The 25,830-nt window shown below is 69.8% G+C and carries 25 protein-coding genes; 15 read left to right on the forward strand and 10 right to left on the reverse strand.

All coding sequences use genetic code 11. From position 1 onward, the window contains the following. The first annotated feature begins 41 nt into the window (after positions 1-41). Positions 42-611, forward strand: a complete 570-nt coding sequence (locus tag ACWCP8_RS14090) for a dienelactone hydrolase family protein (protein ID WP_313936851.1) — start codon at positions 42-44, stop codon at positions 609-611. 60 nt (positions 612-671) lie between these two features. Here ACWCP8_RS14090 and ACWCP8_RS14095 read toward each other — a convergent pair whose 3' ends face one another. The 5 genes from ACWCP8_RS14095 to ACWCP8_RS14115 form a co-directional block, all read right to left on the reverse strand. After that, positions 672-1,655, reverse strand: a complete 984-nt coding sequence (locus tag ACWCP8_RS14095; RefSeq protein ID WP_352264326.1) for a zinc metalloprotease — start codon at positions 1,653-1,655, stop codon at positions 672-674. A gap of 286 nt (positions 1,656-1,941) precedes the next feature. After that, positions 1,942-3,603: an alkaline phosphatase D family protein gene (locus ACWCP8_RS14100; protein ID WP_451116116.1), complete on the reverse strand. Its 1,662-nt coding sequence runs from the start codon at positions 3,601-3,603 to the stop codon at positions 1,942-1,944. Between the two features lie 85 nt (positions 3,604-3,688). Next, on the reverse strand, positions 3,689-4,504 hold the full coding sequence (locus ACWCP8_RS14105) for a DsbA family protein (protein ID WP_352264329.1): 816 nt from the start codon (positions 4,502-4,504) through the stop codon (positions 3,689-3,691). A gap of 51 nt (positions 4,505-4,555) precedes the next feature. Then, positions 4,556-5,287 (reverse strand): hypothetical protein, encoded by a 732-nt coding sequence (locus tag ACWCP8_RS14110; RefSeq protein ID WP_451116118.1) that lies wholly within the window; start codon positions 5,285-5,287, stop codon positions 4,556-4,558. Positions 5,288-5,353: 66 nt separating this feature from the next. Next, on the reverse strand, positions 5,354-6,679 hold the full coding sequence (locus tag ACWCP8_RS14115) for a DUF2252 domain-containing protein (protein WP_352264332.1): 1,326 nt from the start codon (positions 6,677-6,679) through the stop codon (positions 5,354-5,356). 169 nt (positions 6,680-6,848) lie between these two features. Between ACWCP8_RS14115 and dnaE the strand changes: the two genes are divergently transcribed. Beyond that, positions 6,849-10,385: a DNA polymerase III subunit alpha gene (gene dnaE, locus ACWCP8_RS14120; protein WP_352264334.1), complete on the forward strand. Its 3,537-nt coding sequence runs from the start codon at positions 6,849-6,851 to the stop codon at positions 10,383-10,385. Between the two features lie 94 nt (positions 10,386-10,479). Here the strand turns inward: dnaE and ACWCP8_RS14125 are convergent, their stop codons facing one another. Further along, on the reverse strand, positions 10,480-10,659 hold the full coding sequence (locus ACWCP8_RS14125) for a hypothetical protein (protein WP_030972857.1): 180 nt from the start codon (positions 10,657-10,659) through the stop codon (positions 10,480-10,482). Positions 10,660-10,882: 223 nt separating this feature from the next. On the opposite strand from ACWCP8_RS14125, the gene ACWCP8_RS14130 reads away from it, so the two are divergent. From ACWCP8_RS14130 to ACWCP8_RS14145, 4 genes are all read left to right on the forward strand, one after another. After that, positions 10,883-12,139 (forward strand): NYN domain-containing protein, encoded by a 1,257-nt coding sequence (locus tag ACWCP8_RS14130; protein ID WP_352264336.1) that lies wholly within the window; start codon positions 10,883-10,885, stop codon positions 12,137-12,139. Between the two features lie 95 nt (positions 12,140-12,234). Then, positions 12,235-13,209, forward strand: coding sequence for an ABC transporter ATP-binding protein (locus ACWCP8_RS14135; RefSeq protein ID WP_352264724.1), 975 nt, complete (start codon positions 12,235-12,237; stop codon positions 13,207-13,209). 58 nt (positions 13,210-13,267) lie between these two features. Next, a complete protein-coding gene (locus tag ACWCP8_RS14140) occupies positions 13,268-14,110 on the forward strand; it encodes an ABC transporter permease (RefSeq protein ID WP_451116121.1) in 843 nt (280 codons plus the stop codon). 34 nt (positions 14,111-14,144) lie between these two features. Further along, entirely contained in the window at positions 14,145-14,813 is a 669-nt protein-coding gene (locus ACWCP8_RS14145) for an ABC transporter permease (RefSeq protein WP_352264339.1), read from the forward strand. Positions 14,814-14,941: 128 nt separating this feature from the next. Here ACWCP8_RS14145 and ybaK read toward each other — a convergent pair whose 3' ends face one another. The 4 genes from ybaK to ACWCP8_RS14165 form a co-directional block, all read right to left on the reverse strand. Next, the gene (ybaK, locus tag ACWCP8_RS14150) at positions 14,942-15,448 is read right to left on the reverse strand and encodes a Cys-tRNA(Pro) deacylase (protein ID WP_352264341.1); all 507 of its coding nucleotides are present in this window, start codon (positions 15,446-15,448) and stop codon (positions 14,942-14,944) included. 26 nt (positions 15,449-15,474) lie between these two features. Further along, positions 15,475-16,224: an LON peptidase substrate-binding domain-containing protein gene (locus tag ACWCP8_RS14155; protein WP_267005645.1), complete on the reverse strand. Its 750-nt coding sequence runs from the start codon at positions 16,222-16,224 to the stop codon at positions 15,475-15,477. A gap of 5 nt (positions 16,225-16,229) precedes the next feature. Then, entirely contained in the window at positions 16,230-17,267 is a 1,038-nt protein-coding gene (locus ACWCP8_RS14160) for a hypothetical protein (protein WP_352264343.1), read from the reverse strand. Between the two features lie 277 nt (positions 17,268-17,544). Continuing rightward, a complete protein-coding gene (locus tag ACWCP8_RS14165) occupies positions 17,545-19,146 on the reverse strand; it encodes an oxidoreductase (RefSeq protein ID WP_451116124.1) in 1,602 nt (533 codons plus the stop codon). Between the two features lie 169 nt (positions 19,147-19,315). Between ACWCP8_RS14165 and hisD the strand changes: the two genes are divergently transcribed. The 9 genes from hisD to ACWCP8_RS14210 all read left to right on the forward strand — a co-directional run bounded on the left by hisD (position 19,316) and on the right by ACWCP8_RS14210 (position 25,823). After that, positions 19,316-20,665 (forward strand): histidinol dehydrogenase, encoded by a 1,350-nt coding sequence (gene hisD / locus ACWCP8_RS14170; protein ID WP_352264346.1) that lies wholly within the window; start codon positions 19,316-19,318, stop codon positions 20,663-20,665. Beyond that, entirely contained in the window at positions 20,662-21,783 is a 1,122-nt protein-coding gene (locus ACWCP8_RS14175; RefSeq protein ID WP_451116126.1) for a histidinol-phosphate transaminase, read from the forward strand. The genes hisD and ACWCP8_RS14175 overlap by 4 nt, the downstream gene beginning before the upstream one ends. Next, positions 21,780-22,376: an imidazoleglycerol-phosphate dehydratase HisB gene (gene hisB / locus ACWCP8_RS14180; protein WP_030919430.1), complete on the forward strand. Its 597-nt coding sequence runs from the start codon at positions 21,780-21,782 to the stop codon at positions 22,374-22,376. The genes ACWCP8_RS14175 and hisB overlap by 4 nt, the downstream gene beginning before the upstream one ends. After that, positions 22,373-22,540, forward strand: a complete 168-nt coding sequence (locus ACWCP8_RS14185) for a hypothetical protein (protein ID WP_267005650.1) — start codon at positions 22,373-22,375, stop codon at positions 22,538-22,540. Before hisB ends, ACWCP8_RS14185 begins: the two co-directional genes overlap by 4 nt. An 11-nt stretch (positions 22,541-22,551) precedes the next feature. Continuing rightward, a complete protein-coding gene (gene hisH, locus ACWCP8_RS14190) occupies positions 22,552-23,193 on the forward strand; it encodes an imidazole glycerol phosphate synthase subunit HisH (RefSeq protein WP_352264350.1) in 642 nt (213 codons plus the stop codon). Beyond that, positions 23,193-23,921, forward strand: coding sequence for a bifunctional 1-(5-phosphoribosyl)-5-((5-phosphoribosylamino)methylideneamino)imidazole-4-carboxamide isomerase/phosphoribosylanthranilate isomerase PriA (gene priA, locus ACWCP8_RS14195; RefSeq protein WP_451116129.1), 729 nt, complete (start codon positions 23,193-23,195; stop codon positions 23,919-23,921). Before hisH ends, priA begins: the two co-directional genes overlap by 1 nt. Further along, positions 23,918-24,316: a RidA family protein gene (locus ACWCP8_RS14200; RefSeq protein ID WP_267005653.1), complete on the forward strand. Its 399-nt coding sequence runs from the start codon at positions 23,918-23,920 to the stop codon at positions 24,314-24,316. Before priA ends, ACWCP8_RS14200 begins: the two co-directional genes overlap by 4 nt. Then, the gene (gene hisF, locus ACWCP8_RS14205) at positions 24,313-25,068 is read left to right on the forward strand and encodes an imidazole glycerol phosphate synthase subunit HisF (protein WP_267005654.1); all 756 of its coding nucleotides are present in this window, start codon (positions 24,313-24,315) and stop codon (positions 25,066-25,068) included. The genes ACWCP8_RS14200 and hisF overlap by 4 nt, the downstream gene beginning before the upstream one ends. A gap of 167 nt (positions 25,069-25,235) precedes the next feature. Further along, on the forward strand, positions 25,236-25,823 hold the full coding sequence (locus ACWCP8_RS14210; protein ID WP_267005655.1) for an ArsR/SmtB family transcription factor: 588 nt from the start codon (positions 25,236-25,238) through the stop codon (positions 25,821-25,823). Positions 25,824-25,830 lie beyond the last annotated feature (7 nt).

The following is a 25,830-nucleotide window of genomic DNA, read 5'->3' on the forward strand; positions in this document are numbered from 1 at the left end:
CGTTCGCCGTACTGTCGGCCGCAACTGGCACCATTGCTCCCATGAACATCATGCTTTTCCACTCGACGTACGGCCTGCGCCCCGCGGTGCACGCGGCCGCCGCCCGGCTTCGCGCAGCCGGGCACGAGGTGTACGTGCCCGACCTCTTCGACGGGCGCACGTTCGAGACCGTCGAGGAAGGCATGGCCTTCAAGGACGAGGTGGGCAAGGACGAACTGCTCCGGCGCGCCGTGCTGGCCGCCGCGCCCTACTCCGAGCGCGGCCTGGTCTACGCGGGCTTCTCCTTCGGCGCGTCAACCGCCCAGACCCTGGCGCTCGGTGACGAGAAGGCGCGCGGACTGCTGCTGCTCCACGGCACGTCGGACATCGCCGAGAACGCGTCGGTCGACGAGCTGCCCGTACAGCTGCATGTCGCCGACCCGGACCCGTTCGAGACGCACGACTGGCTGAACTCCTGGTATCTGCAGATGCAGCGGACCGGCGCCGATGTCGAGGTCTACCGCTACCCCGGGGCCGGCCACCTCTTCACGGACCCGGATCTGCCGGACTACGACGCGGCTGCGGCCGAGCTGACCTGGAAGGTCGCGCTCGGCTTCCTCGCCACCCTGTAGACGGACCCGGGGCCCCGCCACCGTGACGGTGTGCGGGGCCCCGGCGGCCTCGACCGTGGATCAGGCGCGGTACGCGGTCCAGCTGTCGCTCATCCGCTGCACCTGGCCCGCGGTGAACTGGTACATGCAGGAGTCGTACGTGTAGTCCATGAAGTTGTGGATCGGGTCGACCCCGGTCTTGTTGGTGCAGGTGTCGCGTCCGGTCGGGCACGCGAACGCGGCGCTCTTCTCCGCGGGCGTGTCGGAGACGAAGTCGCCGTTGCCGTTACAGCCGCCCTGGAAGGTGTGGTAAAGCCCCATCCAGTGGCCGACCTCGTGGGTGGCGGTGTCGCCCTCGTCGTAGTTGGTGGCTGAGCCGCCCGGCAGTGAGGCGTCGAGGATCACCACGCCGTCCATGCTCGGGCTGGAGTTGTAAGAGCTGGGGAAGGTGGCCCAGCCGAGCAGCCCGCCACCGAGGTTGGCGGTGTAGACGTTGAGCGCGTTCTTGCCGCCCTTGCGCAGCGCCGTCTTCATCGCCCTCTCGGCGGACGAGCCCGAGGAGAGGTTGTACCAGGCGGCGTTGTCCGTGTAATCGGTGCCGGCCAGCGAGAACTGGAAGCCGGTGTCGGTGTTGCCGGTGCCCTGGCCGCTGTAGGCCGCGTTCAGCACGTTCATCTGGCTGCTGATGTCGCCGGCGGTGAGCTTGCCGGTGGTGCCGGAGTGGATGACGTGGAAGTAGACCGGGATGGTCGCTCCGGCGGCCAGCGTGGTTCCGCTGACCCGGCGGTCCGCGAGTCTCTCCTTCAACTGCGTGTCCATGGCCTTGGCCTGGGTCGCGGTGAGTTCGTTGGGCTCCGCGGCGTGCTTGGTGCCCGAGGGGCGGGCTTGGCGCGCGGTCGCATCGGTGCCGGCGCACTTCTCGGCTGAGGCTGAGGCGGAGGACACCTTGGCGGCGGCTGAGCCGGTGGGCGCGGAGAGCGGTGCCAGGGCCAGAGTTCCGGCCAGGATGGCGGTGCCGATCGCACGGTTACGTATACGCGGCGATATACGGGCAAGAGTGCGCACAGAGACTCCTCGCGGATGTGTGGGGGGAGGAATTTCCTCACCCGCCGCCGGGAGATTACGTGCGCATGTCACATGTTGAGGAGAATCGATCAGGCCCAATCGATCGTGGGGCAAACCGGAGTAACGGGAAGAAATATTTCTGTGCGTTCCAGAGTTTGAGATGCGGACGTAACGTCGCGCGTTACCCCGGCGGGTGGTGTGTCCCCATTGGGGCAGGGGAACACGCCACCCGCCGTAGCGATGTAATGTGCCGTCAACATGGTCCGGCGTGGCTGGAAATGGACGTTCAGTGCACCGGGCGGTCCACCCGCTCGATCTTCTGGGTGCCGCTGAGCGTCCGGTACGAACGCGTCCAGGCCGCGGTCGCGTCCTGCTTCGTCTTGTCGGAGACCACGTAGTAGTCCATCTGCGAGCGCTCGGCCGTCACATCGAGGACGCCGTAGCCGTGCGAGTCCATGTCCACCCACTTCACATGGCGGTTGGCGGCCCTGACCGCCGCCGCGGCGAGCACGGAGACCGTCTGCGGTGCGACATGCAGGATGTCGTCGAGGTTGTCCGAGGTCACCGACGTCACCACGAACTCCGTGGCGGCCGACGCCGAGAGCGGGTACGTCGCGGCCTTCACCGGTACGTCGTTGGCCCACGCCATGTGGATGTCGCCGGTCAGGAAGACCGTGTTGGTGATCGACCGGTCCCGCAGATGCGTGATCAGTTCCTTGCGGTCGTCCGTGTAGCCGTCCCACTGATCGACATTGACCGCGAGCCCCTCCTTGGGCAGACCCAGCAACCCTGCCAGCGGCTCCAGCAGATGGGCGGGTACGGAACCGAAGGCGACCGGCGAGATCATCACGGACGTGCCGACCAGCTTCCAGGTGGCGTCCGAACCGGCCAGGCCCGACTTCAGCCAGTCCAGTTGCGCCCGGCCGGTGATCGTGCGGTCCGGGTCGTCGACCGAACCATTGCCGACCGTCGACTGCTGGGAGCGGAAGGTGCGCAGATCGAGGAGGTGGAGATCGGCCAGGTTGCCGAAGCGCAGCCGCCGGTAGACGGTGCCCTCGGTGGATGCGCGGACCGGCATCCACTCGAAGTACGCCTGCTTGGCGCCGGCCGCCCGGTCGGCCCAGGCGCCCTCCGTGCCCGGCGTGTGGTTCTCGGCCCCGCCCGACCAGGCGTCGTTGGCGAACTCGTGGTCGTCCCAGATCGCGATCACCGGATGCGTGGCGTGCAGGGTCTGCAGATCGGTGTCCGTCTTGTAGTGGCCGTGCCGGGTCCGGTAGTCGGCGAGGGTGAGGATCTCGGTCCTCGGCTCGTGCGGCCGTACGACGTACTTCGCGTCCGGGTAACTGCCCGACGCGTACTCGTATATGTAGTCGCCGAGATGGAGGACCGCGTCGAGATCGGCGCGGGCGGCGAGATGACGGTACGGGGAGAAGTAGCCGGACTCCCAGTTGGCGCACGACACCACGCCGAAGCGCACCCCCGGGGTGGCCGCACCGGATGCCGGAGCCGTACGGGTGCGGCCGGCCGGGGACCGTACCGCCCCGCCGTCGCCCGCCGAGAAGCGGAACCAGTACGTGGTTGCCGGGGCCAGGCCCCGGACGTCGGCCTTGACGGTGTGGTCGGATGCGGTCCTCGCGACGGTGGAGCCCTGCGCGACGATCCGGGCGAACTCCTTGTCCTCGGCGACCTCCCACCGCACCGCCGTGTCGGCGCCGCGGCCGGAGCCGGGCACGGCGTCGGGGGTGGGGGTGACGCGGGTCCACAGGAGGATGCCGTCGGGCAGCGGGTCGCCGGAGGCGACGCCGTGCAGGAAGGCGGGTCCGTCGGCGGCGCGTGCGCTGGTGGCGGCGCCGAGCACGGGACCCACGACGGCGGTGGCGGCAGCGGCCTTCACGAGCGTGCGGCGGCTGGGGGCGGAGAGAGACGAAGAAAGGTGTCGACTGGTCACGGAGCAGAACCCTACTGACCAGTACGGCGAACGGGCAGGCGAACAAAGGAAGTTCGCCTGCCCGTCGGGATGCCGCTGTCCGGAATTAGCCCTTCAGGGCCTTGGTGATCGCGGTGTTGAAGTCGGCGACGGTCATGGGGGCGTTCTTGGTGCCCTCACCGGTGAGCGTCTTGCCGTCCATCTTCAGCGTCGGGGTGCCCTGGACGCCGCTCTTGTCGAACGTCTGGGACATCTTCATCGCCCAGTTGTCGTACGTACCGTCGTTGACGTCCTTCTGGAACGCCTTGTTGTCCTTCAGCTCGGGCACGGTGTTCGCGACCTCGATGAGGTACGAGTCCTTGGCGAACTTGTCGTCGGCCTCCTCCGGGTGGTACTTCGCGGAGTAGAGCGCGTACTTGTAGTCGAGGAACGCCTGGGGGCTGATGTCGAGAGCCGCGCCCAGCGCACTGAGCGCGTTCTTCGAACCCTCACCGTTGTCGCTGTTGTCGATGAACGTCGCGCCGATGTACTTGATCTTGTACTTGCCGGCGTCGACGTCCTTGTGGACCGTCTCGCCGACGGTCTGTTCGAACTGGGCGCAGATCGGGCAGCGGGAGTCCTCGTACAGTTCGAGGGTCTTCTTCGCCGTCGACTTGCCGACGACGACGGTCGTTCCGTCGGTGCCCGACGTGTTCTTCGGCGCGGTGACGTTCTTCGCGTCCTTGGCCGCCTCCCACTGGGAGGGCTTGTTCAGCTGCATCACGCCGTAGCCGATGCCGCCGGCCACCGCCAGCACGGCGACGACCGAGAGGCCGACGCCGACCTGCTTGCGGACCTTGTCCTTCTTGACCTGGCGCTCGCGCTCGGCGCGCAGCCGCTCGCGGGCGGCTGCCTTGTTGGCCTGGCTGTTGCGCTTGCTCATGGCTGTTCTCTCCGTGGTGTGTGGGGCGTACGTCGTCAGGGACTTGCGCGCTCAGGCGGTGGCGCAGGCCGAGCGCGGCGGTCCCCTCCGTCCCACGGAGTGCACGAGGAGACGGGCGTGCGCGAGGAGATGCGGGCCGTACGGCGCGGGCCGAGCAGCACAGCGTACGGAGCGGCGGGCCGTGCCCACCACGGCGACCGCGATCAGCAGCGGCCGGAACGCCGTGGCGGCGACCGCCCGCAGCAGACCCGCGAGCGCGGACTCGCCGCGCCGCAGCCAGGCCGCGGCCAGCAGACCGACCACCACATGGGCGGCCAGCAGCAGCCACGGCGCGGCGGGGCCCGGGGAGGCCAGCAGGGCGGCCGCACCGTGCCCGGGTCCGGTCACCGAGGCCAGCGGGGTGCCCACCGCGCCGACGCGGCCGAGCTGTGCGGACCCGGTACCGACATCGCCGCCGCCGCACAGGACGTCCACACCGACCGAACGCAGCGGGCCTGCGATCGGGCCGCCCGCCGCGCCGTAACAGAGGTGCTGGCCGGTGGTGAAGACGGTGTCGGCGGTCAGCTCCAGCGGCACCAGCAGTCCCGCGATCGCACCGAAGCCGCGCTCCCGGCCGGCCAGCGCGTACGCCACGGCGAAGACGAGGCCGGCCAGTGCGCCGACGACCGTCAGAGGCAGCGGGACCTGGGAGAGCAGCACATGGGACGCAGCGGAGAGCGTCACGACGAGCGCTGTGAAAAGCGCCGCGCGAACGACTCTGAGCTGCGTCCCTGATATGTCCATCGCCCGAGAGTGTGCCATGTGAACCTGTAAGCGACCCCTAAAGGGGGCACCGCTCGGTGAGGAGGCTCACAGCCCCGGGATGCGGCCGTTGCGGAAGAGGTCCACGAAGATCTGGTGGTCGGCGCGCGCCCGGGCCCCGTAGCTGTGCGCGAAGTCCACCAGCAGCCCTGCGAAGCCCTCCTCGTCCGCCGCGATCGCCGCGTCGATCGCCCGCTCGGTGGAGAACGGCACCAGCGAGTGACCGCTCTCGTCGTCCGCCGCGGAGTGCATCGTCGCCGTCGCCCGGCCGAGGTCGGCGATGACCGCCGCGATCTCCTCCGGCTCGTCGATGTCGGACCAGTCCAGATCGACCGCGTACGGCGAGACCTCGGCGACCAGCTGTCCGGAACCGTCCAGCTCGGTCCAGCCGAGCCACGGGTCGGCGTGCGCCTGCAGCGCGCGCTGCGAGATGACCGTGCGGTGCCCCTCGTGCTGGAAGTAGTCGCGCACGGCCGCGTCGGTGATGTGCCGGGAGACCGCCGGGGTCTGCGCCTGCTTGATGTAGATCACCACATCGTTCTCCAGGGCGTCGCTGTTGCCCTCCAGAAGGATGTTGTACGAGGGCAGCCCGGCCGAGCCGATGCCGATGCCGCGACGGCCGACGACGTCCTTCACCCGGTACGAGTCGGGGCGGGTCAGGCTCGACTCGGGCAGTGTCTCCAGATAGCCGTCGAACGCGGCCAGCACCTTGTAGCGCGTCGCCGCGTCCAGATCGATCGCGCCGCCGCCCGCCGCGAACCGGCGCTCGAAGTCCCGGATCTCCGTCATCGAGTCGAGCAGCGAGAACCGGGTCAGCGACCGGGCGTCGCGCAGCGCGCCCAGCAGCGGGCCCTCGGCGGTGTCCAGCGTGAACGGGGGCACCTCGTCGTTCTTCGCGCCTGTTGCGAGCGCGTGGATCCGCTCGCGGTAGGCCGCCGCGAAGACCCGGACGAGCTCACTGATCTGGTCGTCGCCCAGCGCCTTCGCATACCCGATCAGGGCGACGGAGGCGGCGAACCGCTTGAGGTCCCAGGTGAAGGGGCCGACGTACGCCTCGTCGAAGTCGTTCACATTGAAGATCAGCCGGCCGTTGGCATCCATGTACGTGCCGAAGTTCTCCGCGTGCAGATCGCCGTGGATCCACACCCGGCCGGTCCGGTCGTCCAGGTACGGGCCGCCGTGCCGCTCCCGCTCCAGGTCGTTGTAGAACAGGCACGCCGTGCCCCGGTAGAAGGCGAACGCCGAGCCCGCCATCTTGCGGAACTTGACCCGGAAGGCCGCCGGGTCCGCGGCCAGGAGCTGGCCGAAAGCCGTGTCGAAAACCTCGAGAATCTGCTCCCCGCGCTGCGCTGCGCCGGTCTGCGCTTCCGACATTTCTGGGTGCCTCCTGGTACCTGGCGTTCATGACAAATGGGACGGGCGTCTCCGACCCCTCAACGCGCGACGGTACCCGGGAGTGCCCCTCGGCTGTCAGTCCGGAGACGTAGACTTCCACGCTGTCCCCCCAGTCCGTCATTGCTTGTTTCCCCGGAGGCCCGACGCCGTGACCAAGCCGCCTTTTACGCACCTTCACGTCCACACCCAGTACTCGCTGCTGGACGGTGCCGCGCGGCTCAAGGACATGTTCGCTGCCTGCAATGAAATGGGCATGTCGCACATCGCGATGACGGACCACGGCAACCTGCACGGGGCGTACGACTTCTTCCATCAGGCGAAGAAGGCCGAGGTGACGCCGATCATCGGCATCGAGGCGTATGTCGCCCCGGAGTCGCGCAAGCACAAGCGGAAGATCCAGTGGGGCCAGCCGCACCAGAAGCGCGACGACGTCTCGGGTTCCGGTGGTTACACCCACAAGACGATCTGGGCGGCGAACAGCACCGGACTGCACAACCTCTTCCGGCTCTCCTCGGACGCGTACGCCGAGGGCTGGCTGCAGAAGTGGCCGCGGATGGACAAGGAGACCATTTCCCAGTGGTCCGAGGGCCTGATCGCGTCCACCGGCTGCCCGTCCGGCGAGGTGCAGACCCGCCTGCGGCTCGGCCAGTTCGACGAGGCGGTCCAGGCGGCCTCCGACTACAAGGACATCTTCGGCGAGGGCAAGTACTTCCTGGAGCTGATGGACCACGGCATCGAGATCGAGCGCCGGGTCCGTGACGGGCTCCTCGAAATCGGCAAGAAGCTGAACATCCCGCCGCTGGTGACGAACGACTCGCACTACACGTACGCCGGCGAGGCCGCCGCGCACGACGCGCTGCTCTGCATCCAGACCGGCAAGAACCTCTCCGACCCGGACCGCTTCCGGTTCGACGGCACGGGCTACTACCTGAAGACGACGGACGAGATGTACGCCGTCGACTCCTCCGACGCCTGGCAGCAGGGGTGCGCCAACACCCTGCTGGTCGCCGAACAGATCGACACCAGCGGGATGTTCGAGAAGCGCGACCTGATGCCGAAGTTCGACATCCCGGACGGCTTCACCGAGATCACCTGGTTCCAGGAGGAAGTCCGGGCCGGGATGGAACGCCGTTACCCCGGCGGCGTCCCCGACGACCGGCAGAAGCAGGCCGAGTACGAGATGGACATCATCATCCAGATGGGGTTCCCGGGGTACTTCCTCGTCGTCGCCGACTTCATCATGTGGGCCAAGAACAACGGCATCGCGGTGGGCCCCGGCCGAGGTTCCGCCGCCGGTTCGATCGTCGCGTACGCCATGGGCATCACCGACCTCGACCCGATCACGCACGGGCTGATCTTCGAGCGGTTCCTCAACCCCGAGCGTGTCTCCATGCCCGATGTCGACATCGACTTCGACGAGCGTCGGCGCGTCGAAGTGATCAGGTACGTGACCGAGAAGTACGGCGCCGACAAGGTCGCCATGATCGGTACGTACGGCAAGATCAAGGCCAAGAACGCGATCAAGGACTCCGCCCGCGTCCTCGGCTACCCGTACGCGATGGGAGACCGGCTCACCAAGGCCATGCCCGCCGATGTTCTCGGCAAGGGCATCGACCTCTCCGGGATCACCGACCCCAAGCACCCTCGCTACAGCGAGGCGGGCGAGATCCGGGGGATGTACGAGAACGAGCCGGACGTCCAGAAGGTCATCGACACCGCCAAGGGCGTCGAGGGACTGGTCCGGCAGATGGGCGTGCACGCCGCCGGCGTCATCATGTCCAGCGAGCCCATCGTCGACCACGCCCCGGTCTGGGTGCGGCACACCGATGGCGTCACCATCACGCAGTGGGACTACCCGCAGTGCGAGTCGCTCGGCCTGCTGAAGATGGACTTCCTCGGCCTGCGCAACCTCACGATCATGGACGACGCCATCAAGATGGTGAAGGCCAACAAGGGCATCGACCTGGAGATGCTCGCCCTTCCGCTGGACGACCCCAAGACGTACGAGCTGCTGTGCCGCGGTGACACGCTCGGCGTCTTCCAGTTCGACGGCGGTCCGATGCGTTCGCTGCTGCGCCAGATGCAGCCCGACAACTTCGAGGACATTTCCGCCGTCTCGGCCCTGTACCGGCCGGGCCCGATGGGCATGAACTCGCACACGAACTACGCCGAGCGCAAGAACGGCCGCCAGGAGATCACCCCGATCCACCCGGAGCTGGAGGAGCCGCTCAAGGAGACGCTCGGCCTGACCTACGGCCTGATCGTCTACCAGGAGCAGGTGCAGAAGGCCGCCCAGATCATCGCCGGGTACTCGCTCGGCGAGGCCGACATCCTGCGCCGCGTGATGGGCAAGAAGAAGGCCGACGAGCTGGCGAAGAACTTCGTGCTCTTCCAGGCGGGCGCGAAGAAGAACGGCTTCTCCGACGCGGCGATCCAGGCCCTGTGGGACGTGCTGGTCCCGTTCGCCGGGTACGCGTTCAACAAGGCGCACTCCTCCGCGTACGGCCTGGTCACCTACTGGACGGCGTACCTCAAGGCGAACTATCCCGCCGAGTACATGGCGGCGCTGCTGACCTCGGTCAAGGACGACAAGGACAAGTCCGCGGTCTACCTCAACGAGTGCCGCCGCATGGGCATCAAGGTGCTCCCGCCGAACGTCAACGAGTCCGAGTCGAACTTCGCCGCTCAGGGCGACGACGTCATCCTCTTCGGGCTGACAGCCATCCGTAACGTCGGACAGAACGTCGTCGACTCGATCATCCGGTGCCGCAAGGCGAAGGGGAAGTACAGCTCCTTCCCCGACTTCCTCGACAAGGTCGAAGCGGTCGTCTGCAACAAGCGGACCGTCGAATCACTGATCAAGGCCGGCGCCTTCGACGAGATGGGCCACACCCGCAAGGGCCTCGTCGCCCACCACGAGCCGATGATCGACAATGTGGTGCAGGTCAAGCGCAAGGAGGCCGAGGGACAGTTCGACCTCTTCGGTGGCGGCGAGGAGGACAGCGACGAGCCGGGCTTCGGGCTCGACGTCGAGTTCTCCGACATCGAGTGGGAGAAGTCGTATCTGCTGGCCCAGGAGCGCGAAATGCTCGGGCTGTACGTCTCCGACCACCCCCTCTTCGGCATCGAGCACGTCCTGTCCGACAAGTCCGACGCGGCGATCTCCCAGCTCACCGGCGGCGAACACGCCGACGGCGCGATCGTCACCATCGGCGGCATCATCTCCGGGCTCCAGCGCAAGATGACCAAGCAGGGCAACGCCTGGGCCATCGCCACGGTCGAGGACCTGGCCGGTTCCATCGAGTGCATGTTCTTCCCCGCCACGTACCAGTTGGTCTCCACCCAACTCGTCGAGGACACCGTCGTCTTCGTCAAGGGGCGGCTCGACAAGCGCGAGGACATCCCGCGGCTGGTCGCCATGGAGATGCAGGTCCCCGACCTCTCGTCGGCAGGGACCAACGCACCGGTGGTGCTCACCATCCCCACGGTCAAGATCACGCCGCCGATGGTCGCCCGCCTCGGCGAGGTGCTCAGCAACCACCGCGGCAACACCGAGGTGCGGATCAAGCTCCAGGGCCCCCGGAAGACCACCGTCCTGCGGCTGGACCGGCACCGGGTCCAGCCGGACCCGGCGCTCTTCGGCGACCTGAAGGTGCTGCTCGGCCCGTCCTGCCTGGCCGGCTGAGCGACCACCGCAGACACAGGAGGGGCGCCCCGCGAAGGCGGGAGCGCCCCTCTCCGGTTACCGGCTACAGGCCGGACCACCGGGGAAAAACAGGTCAGTTGTGGCCGAATCGCCGCTGGTGCTTACGGGCAACATCAGCAGGGCTGCCCTGGGCCTGCGACTGGGGCTTCATCTGCGACTCGTAAGCCGTCGACTTCGCCTCCTCCGCACCGCGCTCCGCGGCGGACACGCGGTCCTGCTGGCTGCTCTGCTTGCGGTTCTTGTTCTTGGCCATGGTGTTCCTCCTGTGCGGAATCTCGGGGCCAGGACCGCTGTCAGACTCACATATCAGGATATAGCCCGCATGTTGGATCATTACCGTGCGTAGTAAAGGGGTATCATGCGCCGATTTACCGATCCGCCACGCCGATGATCGAGTTCCGGCCGTCAAGCCCTCCGCAGTCGGGCAGACTCGAAGGAAACCCTGAGCAAAACCCATTCCCGATTTCTGGAAGAGGGTGGAACGCGTGGACCGTTGCGTCGTCCTGGTGGACGCCGGCTATCTGCTGGGAGCAGCCGCGAGTCTGCTGGCAGGAGAGCCCGCCCGTTCCCGCATCACCGTCGACCATGCGGCGCTGATCCAGGGCCTGCGCGAGCGAGCCGAGGCCGATACGGCGCAGCCGCTGCTGCGGATCTACTGGTTCGACGGTGCCCCCGACCGCGTACCCCAGCCCGAACATCGCAGGCTGCGGGTCATGCCCCGGGTGACCGTGAGGCTTGGGGCGCTCACCCGCAGTGACGGGCGGTGGGCGCAGAAGGGCGTCGACGCCGCGATGCACGCCGAACTCACCGAGCTGGCCAGAAACCGCGCCTGCTCCGATGTGGTCCTGGTGACCGGCGACGGTGATCTGCTGCCCGGCCTGATGTCCGCCAAGGAACACGGCGTCGCCGTCCATCTGTGGGCCGTACAGGCCGCCGACGGCGACTACAACCAGTCCGAGGACCTGGTCGCCGAAGCCGACGAACGCAGGGTGCTCGACCGGGCCTGGATCACCCAGGCCGTACGGGCCAAGGACAACGGCGGCAGCTGCGCCCCGCCGCCCGCCCCCCGCCCCGAGATCGCCGCGATCCTCTCCGCACCGCTGCCCGAGGCGGCTCTCGCAGCCTCCGCCGAGCGGGCCTCGGAGGCCCAGGCGGCCGCCGCCCGCAACGGCACGGCGGAGCCGGCCGTCAACGACACCGCGCACGCCCCGGCCGCGCCTGGCGGCAGGGGTGTCCCCACCCCGAAGGACCTGGCAGGCAGCCTTCGCGGCCCCGGCGCCCTGCCGGGCCACGCCGCCCCGCCCCCGGCGAGCGCCACCCTGCGCTGGTCTTCCGAAAAGGGCTGGGTGGAGCGCGGCGGCCAGCTCGGCGAACCCGCTGAGACCGCGTCGCTGCCCACCCTCGCCCAGCTCACCTCCGCCGAGCAGCGCTGGGCGGACCGCGAGGAGGACATCACCACCGTCGGCGGCGACCCCTTCGAGGTGGGCCAGGTCTTTGCCCGGCGCTGGATGGAACGGCTGCCTGAGACCGTTCATCTGCAGAAGCTGTCGACCATGTACCCGCGTATCCCGCATCGCATCGACGGCGAGCTGCTGCGGTACGCGGCACGGTTCGGCCTGCTCGCCCACAAGGACGACCAGATCGACGAACACGACCGGTACGCGATCCGGGCGGGTTTCTGGCGCGAGATCGATGTACGCGCGGCGGCCGAACACGCCCCCGCGGCGGAGTAGTCCGGCAGCCCCGGGCGCAATACGGGGCATCCGACCCCGTACCCTCATACCTCGTGAGTACGGGCACAGCACAGGCGCAGACGGCGACCGGGACCGTGTGCGCGGTGCGTGATCTGGTCAAGACCTATCCCGCCGCCCGCGGCCGCCGCGGCGCACCCGCCACCCCGGAGGTGCGCGCCACCGACGGGATCAGCCTCGACGTCCGGCGCGGCGAGATCTTCGGACTGCTCGGGCCCAACGGAGCCGGCAAGTCCACTCTCGTCCGGCAGCTCACCGGGCTGATGCGGCCCGACTCCGGCAGCGTCGAGATGCTCGGCCACGACCTCGTACGCCACCCCGAGCGGGCCTCCCGGCTGATCGGTTACCTCGGGCAGGAGTCCACCGCCCTCGACGAGCTGACCGTGTCGCTCGCCGCCGAGACCACCGGGCGGCTGCGCGGACTCGCGGTACGTGACGCCCGCGCCGCACGCGACGCCGTACTCGACGAACTCGGCCTCACCGACATCGCCGCGCGCCCCCTGAAGAAGCTCTCCGGCGGGCAGCGGCGGCTCGCCTGCTTTGCGGCGGCACTGGTCGGGGAGCGCCCGGTGCTCGTCCTCGACGAGCCGACGACCGGGATGGACCCCGTCGCCCGGCGCGCAGTCTGGGCCGCCGTCGACCGGCGGCGTGCCGAGCGCGGTGTGACGGTCCTGCTGGTCACCCACAACGTGATCGAGGCCGAGACCGTCCTCGACCGGGTCGCCGTCATCGAACGTGGCAAGGTCATCGCCTGCGACACCCCGACCGGGCTCAAGGAGCGCGTCGCGGGCGAGGTCAGGGTCGAGCTCGTGTGGCGCGAACGCGCGCCCCTGGACGTACCCGAAGTGGCCGCTCTGCGCGCCCTGGCCCAGGAGTCCGGGCGCCGCTGGGTGCTGCGGCTCGGGCCGGACGAGGCGCGCGCGGCGGTCGCGGCGGTGACGGGCGGGGCGGCGTTCGCCGCACTGGACGACTTCACGCTGGCGACGCCGAGCCTGGAGGATGTCTATCTGGCGCTCGGCGGGAATACGACGCAGGGGCTGGTGAAGGCGTGACCGGCGTGATCGGGTACGGATGCAGGACCGGGCAGGGACCGAACAGGAGCAGCGCCAGGTGACGAGCATTGTTCCTGCAGAGGTGGCCGGTGCCGAGCCGGTGACCAAAAGACTTTCCCCCGCCGGGGACGGCGCGGGCGCCGTTGTCGCACAGCTCGCGCCGCGCGCCAAGCTGTTCCCCTCGCTCGCCGCCGTCTACCGTGCCCAGCTGTCCCGGGCCAGGGTCGCCCGGATCCCGCTGCTCTTCGTGGCGACCTTCCAGTCCATCGGGATCATGATTCTGATGCGCGGGGTCGTCGACGGTGGTTCGGAGGCACGGGCCGTGGTCGCCGGATCCAGCGTCCTGGTCGTCGCCTTCGTCGCGCTCAACCTGCTCGCCCAGTACTTCGGGCAGCTGCGGGCCAGCGGCGGCCTCGACCACTACGCCACCCTGCCGGTGCCGCCCGCCGCGGTGGTGCTCGGTGCGGCCGGGGCGTACGCCTCCTTCACCGTGCCCGGCACGATCGTCACCGCGGTCACCGGGAGCGTGCTCTTCCAGTTGCCGATGACCCACCTGTGGGTGCTGGTCGCCGTCATCCCGCTCTCCGGGGCCGCGCTCTCCGGGCTCGGCGCCGCACTCGGACTGCTCGCACCTCGGCAGGAGCTGGCCACGCTGCTCGGGCAGCTGGGTATGTCGGCGGCGCTGCTGCTCGGGGTGCTGCCCGCCGGCCGGATGCCCGCGCCGATCGGCTGGGCCCGCGATCTGCTGCCCTCGACGTACGGGGTGGAGGCCCTGTCCCGGTCGTTCGACGCCCATCCGGACTGGGCGGTCATCGTCCTCGATCTCGGTGTCTGCGCGGTCGTCGGCGTTCTCTCGCTGGCCGTGGCGACCTGGGCGTACCGCAGGGCAGCAGTCCGGTGAGGCGCGACACGGGGACGCCTGGCACGATGGCACGGTGACCGCACCTCTGACGCCGCCCCACCGGCCCTCGCCCAACGATCCCTGGCAGATCCCGCCGAAGGGCGGTGGCTCCCACTCCGGGACGCTCCTGGAGTCTCAGGAGGAGCACGACCTTCGGGCGGACCTGCGGTGGGCAGCCCTGATCACCGTCCTGTTGACGGTGGCCGGCGTCGCGCTCGGAGTGCTGTGGCTGTGGCTGGCGCCGCGCGTCCCGCTGGTCTCCGACAGCCAGGCGGTCTTCCTCAGCGACAGCGAGGGCGAGCAGGCGATCGGGGCTGACGGCACGTTCGTGCTGCTTGCGCTCGCATTCGGAGCGGTGGCTGGGGCGCTCGTCTTCTGGTTCTTCCGGCGGGGCGGGATCGCGCCCGTGGTCGGCCTCGCCCTGGGCGGGCTGCTCGGGTCGCTGGTCGCCTGGGGGGTCGGCGTCTGGTTCGGGCCGGAGCGGGACGTGGTCGCCCACGCACGTGAGGTCGGCAAGGGCGTGGTGTTCGATGCGCCGCTCGAGCTGCATGCGAAGGGGGCGTTGCTGGCCTGGGCGCTGGCGGCGATGGTCGTACACCTGGCGCTGACGGCGTTGTTCGGGCCGCGGGATCCGGAGCCGGAGTGGGGGAGCTGGGGGGCGCAGGCGCCCGGCGCGACGCCGGGGCCTCCCCCGAAGCCGTAGGGGAACCGGGGGACGCTGAGCGGGGCCTTCTCCCCGCCCACCCCTTCCCGAAACCGGGGCTCCGCCCCGGAGCCCGGTCCTCAACCGCCGCACGGGCTTGATTGCGCCGGGCGGGCTCGGAAGGGCGCTTACGACCGGCCGATCGGCGCGAACAGCGCCCCCGTCAGCGACGCCAGATCCGCCGGGGACAGTTCGACCTCGAGGCCGCGGCGGCCGGCCGATACGCAGATCGTCTCGTGGGTCTGTGCCGACGCGTCCAGCACCGTCGGCAGCCGCTTGCGCTGGCCCAGGGGTGAGATGCCGCCCCGCACATAGCCCGTCGTGCGTTCCGCTGCCGCCGGGTCCGCCATCGCTGCCCGCTTGCCGCCGACCGCCGAGGCCAGGGCCTTCAGGTCCAGGGAGCCGGCCACCGGGACGACCGCCACGGTCAGGTTGCCGTCCACGTCGGCCACCAGCGTCTTGAACACGCGGTCCGGGGATACGCCCAGCGCCTCGGCGGCCTCCTCGCCGTAGGAAGGGGAGGCCGGGTCGTGCTCGTACGCATGGGTGGTGAACGGTGTGCCCGTCGCGGTCAGGGCGACCGTCGCCGGGGTACCGCCGGAGCCGGACTGCTGCTTCTTCGACTTCTTCGCCACGGGGCAGGGTCCTCGGGTGGTGGACGTCAGTTGGGGTGGGTGGGGGCCCTGGTCAGGTCCACCGCGGGCAGCGACGGCAGATGGCGGATGACCGCCGTCTCGGACCGCAGCAGCGTCAGCTCCTCGCGCAGCCGCGTCGCCGTGTCCGGTGCCTGCAGCAGCCGCTGCTTGGTGGGGATGTCCAGGACGGCCGCGGCGGCCACCAGATAGGAGACGACCGACGGATCGTCCGGCAGTTCCGCGCCCGTTGTCAGCGAGCGTTCGCTCGCTCCGGCCAGCCGCTTCTGGTAACTGCGGAACGCCCGCAGCACGCCCTCGGCGAGCGCACCGGCCTCCTCGCCGGAGTCCTCGTCGAGCTCTTCGAGTTCGGCCGTCAGATACGGGCCGCTCGCGTCGACCGAGAGCAGCTTGACCCGGGTCGTGCCGGTCGCCAGGACCTCGAAGCTGCCGTCCGCCCGCTCCCGGATCTTCGCCGCGTCGGCGATACAGCCGACCCGGTGGAAGGTCTGCACCGGGTCGGGGCCGAAGCCGTCCGAGGGGCCGCGCTCGGTGGCGGCGGGCGCCATGGCGGTGTCCGGCATGCCGACAGCCGTCGGGGCGGTCTCGCGGCCGTCGCGGATGGCGACCACGGCGAAGCGGCGCGGTTCGTCCTCATCGGTCTTCAGCAGCTCACGCATCATGGCGCGATAGCGCTCCTCGAAGACGTTGAGCGGCAGCACAAGGCCGGGGAACAGCACCGCGTTCAGCGGGAAGAGGGGCAGACGAGCGGTGGTCACAACGGTCAAGCGTAATGGCCGTGCGACCGGCCGTGGTCGGCCCGGTTCCACAAGGGCGTCGCGGAGGCCACCTGGAGCCGCGCCCCGTCCCGCGCATCCAGGAACTGGCCCAGCGGATCGTCCGACACCAACGACCACGGGAACGACGCCGCATGGGGACCGATCAGCCGGAACTGCTCCAGTGCCTCGTCCCACCGGCCCCGCACGACCAGTACGTACGCCAGCAGATTGCGGACCTCGGCCGGCCAGGGATCGCCCGGTTCGAACGCGGCGGAGAGCGTGATCGCCAGATCTGCGGCCGCGTCGATCCGCTCCTCCAGCACCGACGTCGTCTTCGCGTCCGGACCGGCGATCAGCAGCGCGAACGCGGCCCGCACCGGCAGCGCCTGCACCAGCGAGCTGGGCAGCGAGTCCTCGGCGGCCCGTTCGGCGAAGTCGAAGCACTCGCGGTGCGAGCCGTACCAGGCGGCGGAGAGGTACTGCAGCGCCGCGACATGGCAGCCGTAGTGGTGCGACGAGCGCCGGATCGCCTGCTCCCACAGCGCCTCGAAGGTGGTGTGCGAGGCATGTGTGCCGCGCGCGTGGTCCAGGGCGAGCCGCCAGGGCACCGGGTCGCGCGGATCGCTCTCGGCCGCCGCGGTGATCAGCGGCCCCACGTCGCGCAGCCGCTCCGCGCGGGCGGGCGACTCCCAGGCTCGGCGGACCGCCAGCTCAGCCTTGACGAGCAGGGCGTCCGGGTCGTGCGGGGCAATGGCGAGCCAGTCGTTCAGCCAGCCGTCGCGGTTGCGAGCGAAGGTGACGAGCCGGCTGAGGTAGCGGTCCCGGTTCTCCCACTCGGCCGCGTCCCGGGTGGTGGCGAGGAGCTTGGCGGCCGGCTCGTACTCGCCGAGGGCGGCGGCCACGAGGGCCGGGGAGAGCCGTTCGTCCGGGGCGTCGAGCAGCACCGCATCGTCCGCGGGCAGTCCCGTGGACAGCCGCGGCGAGTGCCGGATCATGCGCGCGGTACGGAGCAGAGCGCGAAGGAATGACATGGTGCAGACCATTGAAAAGCGCTGGTCGGGGCAGCGCCAGAGGGGCGCTGTGAAGCTTTGGTGCCGAGTACATGGGTTGCCCCGAAGGCGGTCAAGAAAAAGTAAAGGAATGCATGGAATCTGGCTTGATCCTGTTGTTCCGGCGGTGGGTGTCCGTCTTTTCGGCCGTCGGTCGGCCAGTCGTTCGAGCGTCCCGGCGAAGGGTGCCGGGACGCGTGCCGGCCGGGCGGCGGAAGAGGCCTGGACGGTGGGGCGGAGCGGGTGTGCCGCCCGGACCCGGCGAGGCCGGTCAGCCCCGGCGCAGCAGCCGGGACGCGCCCGCTGCCACGGTGGTGGCCAGTATCCAACCGAGCAGCACCAGCGCGGCCGACGCCCACTGCCAGCCGTCCTCCATCCGCCAGTACCCGTCCTGTCCGAGGTTGATCACGGGCACCAGCAGATCCAGTGCGTACAGCGCCGCGTTCCATTCCGGGTGCTCGTCCCGCTTGATCGGCGCCGGGTCGTACTGCGAGAAGGCCACCGCCCCCGCCGCCCAGAGCACCGCCATCCACACCGCTGCCCGCCCCGGCCGGTAGCCGTACGCCACCGTCCAGTCCTGCAGGATCCCCCACAGCTTCGCGGCGGGCGGCAGCGTCTCGCGGCGCCGCCGCTGCTTGGCGAGCAGCACCTCACGGGCGTCCGCGTCCTCGCCGCAGTTGCGGAGCACGGCGGCCAGCCGCTCGTACGGCTCCGGCACGTACTCGGGGGTCGCGGCCGCCACCCACTCCAGGCGCCGGGAGAGCGGGAAGTGCCCGTACGGGACGAGGTTCTCGTACACGAAGCCGCCCATCGCGAGCCCGCCGGGCCCTGGCCAGCTGGTCGACACGTCGATCAGCGTGACGACCTTCGCGCCGTTCAGCACGACCCGGCCCTCCTCCGGCCGCTCCGCGTTGAACCGCAGCTCCGGAGCGACGATCCGGCGCAGCGAAAGCTCCTCGTGGGGCGCCAGCACGAACCGCGCCTTGTGCAGATCTACCGCGTCGCCGAACCGCCCGTCGTCCAGCCGCACCCCGCCCCGGCACTCGAAGATCTGCGAACGGGTGCCGTGTGCCGGGGTCGGGGCCATGACGATGCCGTACGGGGGAGTGGTGCCCTGGTTCCCGGTGTCGACGCTCACCCAGGCCTCGGTCATGTACAGCGTGCGCTCCACGGTCAGCTGCGGGGCGTTCAGCGCGCGCCGCCCCCGCCCGGCCCGCAGCCGGCTGCCGCGCAGGCTCATCGAACCGCCGACCTTCGCCCCGCGCAGACTCAGCTCACCGCGTGCCTCCACCATCTCGGCCTGCAGGTCCTGCGCGACCGTGAGCCCGTCCCCGGCCAGGGCACGGCCCTGCCGGTCGGCCCCCAGCTCGATCTGGTTGAGCAGCAGATCCGTGCCTATATGGGCGTCGGTGAGCCGGATCCCGCGCTCGATCCGGCAGCGCGGCAGATGCAGATCGCCCTCGGTGCGCAGCCGGGCCGCCTCCAGCCGGGGCACCGCGCAGCCGACCATCCGTAACGTCGTGAAATGGCACTCGGGCAGCACCACCTCGTTCTCCAGACGGCAGCCTGTCAGCTCCACGTACGGCGCGACGCGCCCGCCCGCGAGATCCAGCGTCCCGGTGATCCGTACGCCCCGGAGCTTCAACGCGGCGACACGCCCGGGCCGGGCCCGCGGACCGCTCAGCAGCAGCCGGGCGACGACCCGGGCGTCCACACTGCGCTCCGCGCCCCAGGCCGTCGGCGCGAACGGATCGTCCCGGAGCGGATCGCGGGCGCGCAGATCGTAGGTGCTGCCGCTTCGGAAGGCCTGCCACATGCCCAGCTCGGCCGCGCTGAGAGTGTCCGGAATGTCGCCGTTCTGCGGTTCGGCCACCGTGGCCCCCTCCGCTTGCAGTTGTTATTCCCTCTCTGTTCCCTCTGTGTGACGCCGTGAACGCCGGTAGTCAGCAGTGGCCGGGAGTAGTCGGCTGTGACCGCCGGGACATGTATCAGCCAGTGATACGGGCGAACTGTCGCCGATGGCGGTCTGAGAGAATTGCGGTGTGATCTCTCGAATCGATCTGCGCGGCGGTGCCCTCCCCGAGGGCGGCGACCTGCGCGACCTGCTGCCCCGGGCCGAGTTCGACGTGGAGGCCGCACTGGAGACGGTGCGCCCCATCTGCGAGGACGTACGCCATCGTGGCTCAGCGGCAGTGATCGAGTGGGGGGAGAAATTCGACGGCGTACGGATCGACTCGATCCGGGTCCCGGCCTCGGCGATCGCCGAGGCTCTGGAGCGGCTGGATCCCGCCGTACGGGCCGCCCTCGAGGAGTCGATCCGCCGCGCCCGCCTCGTCCACCACGAGCAGCGCCGCACCACGCACACCACCCAGGTCGTCCCCGGCGGCACGGTCACCGAGAAGTGGGTGCCCGTCGAGCGCGTAGGTCTGTATGTGCCGGGCGGGCGCTCCGTCTACCCGTCGTCCGTGGTCATGAACGTCGTACCGGCCCAGGAGGCGGGTGTCGAGGGCATCGCCGTCGCCTCCCCGCCGCAGAAGGAGTTCGGCGGCCTGCCGCACCCCACCATCCTCGCGGCCTGTGCCCTGCTCGGCGTCGACGAGGTGTACGCGGCCGGCGGCGCCCAGGCCATCGCGATGTTTGCGTACGGAACGGCCGAATGTCTTCCGGTGAACCTCGTCACCGGCCCCGGCAACATCTATGTCGCCGCCGCCAAGCGCCTCCTCAAGGGCCGCATCGGCATCGACGCCGAGGCGGGACCCACCGAGATCGCGATCCTCGCCGACTCCACCGCCGACCCGGTGCACATCGCCGCCGACCTGATCAGTCAGGCCGAGCACGACCCGATGGCCGCCGCGGTCCTCGTCACCGACTCCGAGGAGCTGGCCGCAGCCACCGAGGCCGAGCTGAAGCCGCAGGTCGCCGCGACCAAGCACATCACCGACCGGGTCGAACCCGCGCTGGCCGGCCGCCAGTCAGCGATCGTCCTGGTCAACGATCTCGAGGACGGTCTCAAGGTCGTCGACGCGTACGCCGCTGAGCACCTGGAGATCCAGACCGCCGACGCCGCCGCCGTCGCCGACCGCGTCCGCAACGCCGGAGCGATCTTCGTCGGCCCGTGGGCCCCGGTCTCGCTCGGCGACTACTGCGCGGGCTCCAACCACGTCCTGCCGACCGGTGGCTGCGCCTGCCACTCCTCGGGCCTGTCCGTGCAGTCCTTCCTGCGCGGCATCCACATCGTCGACTACACGCGCGACGCGCTCGCCGAGGTCGCCCACCATGTCGTGACCCTCGCCGAGGCGGAGGACCTCCCCGCCCACGGCGCCGCAATCAAGGCCCGTTTCGCCGGAGGCGAGCCGGCCGAGCACAGTGGCTGGAAGGTTCCGCAGCAGTGACGAACAGCAAGTCGATCCGGATCGACGATCTTCCGATCCGGGACGAGCTCCGCGGCCAGTCCCCGTACGGCGCCCCGCAGCTCGACGTTGCGGTACGGCTGAACACCAACGAGAACCCCTACCCGCTTCCCGAGGCGCTCGTCGACCGGATCGCCGAGCGCGTCCGCGAGGCAGCCCGCGACCTCAACCGCTACCCCGACCGGGATGCCGTCGAGCTCCGTACCGAGCTGGCCCGGTACCTCACCCGCACCGCCGGGCACGAGGTGGCTCTCGCCAACGTCTGGGCGGCCAACGGCTCCAACGAGGTGCTGCAGCAGCTGCTGCAGACCTTCGGCGGCCCCGGACGCACCGCGATCGGCTTCGAGCCCTCGTACTCGATGCACGCCCTCATCGCCCGGGGGACCGGCACCGGATGGATCTCCGGACCGCGCAAGGACGACTTCACCATCGATGTCGCGGCGGCCTGCGAGGCCATCGCCGAGCAACGCCCGGACATCGTCTTCATCACCTCGCCCAACAACCCCACCGGTACTGCCGTCGACGCCGAGACCGTGCGCACGCTGTACGACGCCGCCCAGGCAGCCAGGCCGTCGATGGTCGTGGTCGACGAGGCGTACGGCGAATTCAGCCACCACCCCTCGCTGCTCCCGCTGATCGAGGGCCGGCCGAACTTGGTGCTCTCGCGCACCATGTCGAAGGCGTTCGGCGCCGCCGGGCTGCGGCTCGGATATCTCGCCGCCGACCCGGCCGTCGTGGACGCCGTGCAGCTGGTGCGGCTGCCGTACCACCTGTCCTCCGTCACCCAGGCCACCGCGCTCGCCGCCCTGGAGCACACCGATACGCTCCTCGGGTACGTCGCCCAGCTGAAGAGCGAGCGCGACCGGATCGTCACCGAACTGCGCGCCCTCGGCTTCGACGTGACGGACTCGGACGCCAACTTCGTCCAGTTCGGCCGCTTCGCCGACAGCCACATCGCCTGGCAGCAGATCCTCGACCGGGGCGTCCTGGTCCGGGACAACGGCGTACCGGGATGGCTGCGGGTCTCCGCAGGAACCCCGGAAGAGAACGACGCGTTCCTCGATGCGGTACGCGAACTCAAGAAGGAGCACGACGCATGAGCCCCCGCGTAGGCCGCGTGGAACGCACCACCAAGGAGACGTCCGTACTCGTCGAGGTCAACCTCGACGGCACCGGCAAGGTTGACGTGTCGACCGGCGTCGGCTTCTACGACCACATGCTCGATCAGCTCGGCCGCCACGGCCTCTTCGACCTCACGGTGAAGACCGAGGGCGACCTGCACATCGACACGCACCACACCATCGAGGACACCGCCCTCGCCCTCGGCGCCGCCTTCAAGCAGGCTCTCGGCGACAAGGTCGGCATCTACCGGTTCGGCAACTGCACCGTCCCGCTCGACGAGTCGCTCGCCCAGGTCACCGTCGACCTCTCCGGCCGCCCCTACCTGGTGCACACCGAGCCGGAGAACATCGCGCCGATGATCGGCTCCTACGACACGACGATGACCCGGCACATCCTCGAGTCTTTCGTCGCCCAGGCGCAGATCGCCCTGCACGTCCACGTCCCGTACGGCCGCAACGCCCACCACATCGTGGAGTGCCAGTTCAAGGCGCTCGCCCGCGCCCTGCGGTACGCCTGTGAGCACGACCCGCGCGCTGCCGGAATCCTCCCCTCCACGAAGGGCGCCCTGTGACCGGCCTCAACACCGTGCTGATCGTCGTCGGCCTCTTCCTGGCCGGCGGCGTCTACTCCTTCTCGAAGCAGAAGATGCCCAAGGGCCTCATCGTGCTGCTCGGGATCGCCTCCGTGATGTGCCTGGTCGCAGGCGTCATGCGGATCCAGGGACTCTGGGACTGAGGGAGCGACCTGTGAGTGACCAGAAGAAGGTCGTCGTCTTCGACTACGGCTTCGGCAATGTGCGTTCCGCCGAGCGCGCCCTCGCCCACGTCGGCGCGGACGTCGAGATCACCCGCGACTACGAGAAGGCGATGAACGCCGACGGGCTGCTGGTGCCCGGCGTAGGCGCGTTCTCCGCCTGTATGGAGGGGCTGAAGAAGGCCCGCGGTGAATGGATCATCGACCGCAGGCTCTCCGGTGGTCGGCCCGTGATGGGCATCTGCGTCGGCATGCAGATCCTCTTCGAACGCGGCATCGAGCACGGCGTGGAGACGGAGGGCCTCGACGAGTGGCCCGGTACCGTCGCCCCGCTGAAGGCCCCGATCGTCCCGCACATGGGCTGGAACACCGTGCAGTCCCCGGAGGACTCCGAGCTCTTCGCCGGTCTCGACCCCGAGGCCCGGTTCTACTTCGTGCACTCCTACGCCGTGCACGACTGGAGCCTCGAAGTCACCAACGCCAGGATCCGTGCCCCCAGGGTCACCTGGGCCACCCACGGCGAGCCGTTCGTCGCCGCAGTGGAGAACGGCGCCCTGTGGGCCACCCAGTTCCACCCCGAGAAGTCCGGCGATGCCGGCGCCCAGCTGCTGACCAACTGGATCGGAACACTCTGATGTCCACCAAGCTTGAGCTCCTCCCCGCCGTCGACGTCCGCGACGGCCAGGCCGTCCGCCTCGTGCACGGCGAGTCCGGCTCCGAGACCTCGTACGGCGACCCCCTGCAGGCCGCCCTCGCCTGGCAGCAGGCGGGCGCCGAATGGCTGCATCTCGTCGACCTGGACGCCGCGTTCGGCACCGGTGACAACCGGGCGCAGATCGCCGAGGTCGCCCGCTCCATGGACATCAAGGTCGAGCTGTCCGGTGGCATCCGCGACGACGCCTCGCTCGCCGCGGCCCTCGCCACCGGCTGCACCCGGGTCAACCTCGGCACCGCCGCCCTGGAGACCCCCGAGTGGGTCGCGAAGGTCATTGCCGAGTACGGCGACAAGATCGCCGTCGGCCTCGACGTCCGGGGCACGACGCTCCGCGGCCGCGGCTGGACCCGCGACGGCGGCGACCTCTACGAGACGCTCGCCCGCCTCGACTCCGAGGGCTGCGCCCGCTACGTCGTCACCGACATCGCCAAGGACGGCACGCTCCAGGGCCCCAACCTGGAACTCCTGAAGAACGTCTGCGCCGCCACCGACAAGCCCGTCGTGGCCTCCGGCGGTGTCTCCTCGCTGGACGACCTGCGGGCGATCGCCTCGCTCGTGCCCGACGGGGTCGAGGGCGCGATCGTGGGCAAGGCGCTGTATGCGAAGGCGTTCACCCTGGAGGCGGCGCTGCAGGTGGTCTCCGCATGACCGACTCCGTCCGCCGTGTCTCCTCCGGGGCCCCCTGGGAGGAGAAGTTCGGCTACTCCCGAGCGGTGGAGCTGTCCAACGGGCTCGTCCTGGTGGCCGGCTGCACATCGGTGGTCAAGGGGCAGATCTCCGCGGGCGGCCCGTACGAGCAGGCAGTCGCCTCCTTCAATGTCGCCTTCGACGCGCTGAAGCAGGTGGGCCTCGGCCGTGAGGACGTCGTCCGTACCCGGATGTACATCACGCACGCTCGGGACGTGGACGAGGTCGGCCGCGCCCACAAGGAGCTGTTCGACGACGTCCGCCCCGCCGCTTCCATGATCATCGTGTCCGGCTTCGTCGACCCCAGCCTGGTCGTCGAGGTCGAGATCGAGGCCTACCGGGCAGGTGTGCAATGAGTCTCGCGGTACGAGTCATCCCGTGCCTGGACGTCGACAACGGCCGGGTCGTGAAGGGCGTCAACTTCCAGAACCTGCGCGACGCGGGTGACCCCGTCGAGATGGCGAAGCTGTACGACGCCGAGGGTGCCGACGAGCTGACCTTCCTCGACATCACCGCGTCCAGCGGTGACCGGGAGACGACCTACGACGTGGTGCGCCGTACCGCCGAGCAGGTCTTCATTCCGCTCACCGTCGGCGGCGGCGTCCGCACCGCCGACGATGTCGACAAGTTGCTGCGGGCCGGCGCCGACAAGGTCGGCGTCAACACCGCGGCCATCGCCCGCCCGGACCTCATCCGGGAGATCGCCGAGCGGTTCGGCCGCCAGGTCCTCGTGCTGTCCGTGGACGCCCGCCGTACCCCTGAAGGCACCTTCGAGGTCACCACGCACGGCGGCCGCAGGGGCACCGGCATCGACGCCGTCGAGTGGGCGCACCGGGCCGCCGAGCTGGGTGCGGGCGAGATCCTGCTCAACTCGATGGACGCGGACGGCACGAAGGACGGCTACGACACCGAGATGATCGCGGCGGTCCGGGGGCATGTGACCGTCCCGGTCATCGCCTCCGGTGGCGCGGGCCGGCTCGCGGACTTCGCGCCGGCCATCGCGGCGGGCGCCGACGCGGTGCTGGCCGCGTCCGTCTTCCACTTCGGTGATCTGAGGATCTCCGAGGTCAAGGGCGCACTGCGGGAGGCCGGGCACCCGGTCCGCTGACCGCGGAGTCATCGATCGCCGGACGGAACCGATATGCGGTTCCGTCCGGCGATCGGCGTTCTGCGGTACGTCACCCGTCCGATCGCGGCACTCATGCACGAAACCACGCAACTTTTATTGCGCAATAAATATTGTGCAAGTTTCCTTTTCTATCTACGGTGGGGGGCATGGCAAGCAATGAACCGCGCCGGGTCTCGGATCTGGAGACCTTGAAGGCGTTCGGGCACCCCCTGCGGATGAAGCTGTACCGAGCGCTCTACATCTCCCGGAAGGCCACCGCCTCCCAGCTCGCCGAGCTGGTCGACGAGGCGGTCTCGCTGGTCAGCTACCACCTGCGCAAGCTCGCCGACCACGGCCTGATCGAGGAGGCCGAGCAGCAGGGCAAGGACGGCCGCGAGCGCTGGTGGCAGCCCGCGTCGAAGGGGCTGAACGTCCACGACGAAGACTTCAGCGACGCGCCCGAGAAGGTCGCCACGCATGCCGCTGTCGGCAGGCTCTCCTTCGACCAGCACATCGAGCTGTACCGCCGTTACCTCGACTCGGCCCAGAGCTGGTCGATGAAGTGGCGCAGCGCCGCCTCCAGCTCCGAGTACCTGGCCCGGCTCACCGCCGACGAACTGGCCGCGCTCAACCGCGAAGTGCACGAGGTGATCGACCGGTACGAGGCGGCCGGCCGGGCCCGCGACGAGGCGGGGGACACCGAAGGGCGCGAGAACGTCGCCATGCACCTGTACGCATTCCCGTTCCGCATCTGAGCCGGTC

The organism is Streptomyces sp. NPDC002206, assembly GCF_053593595.1.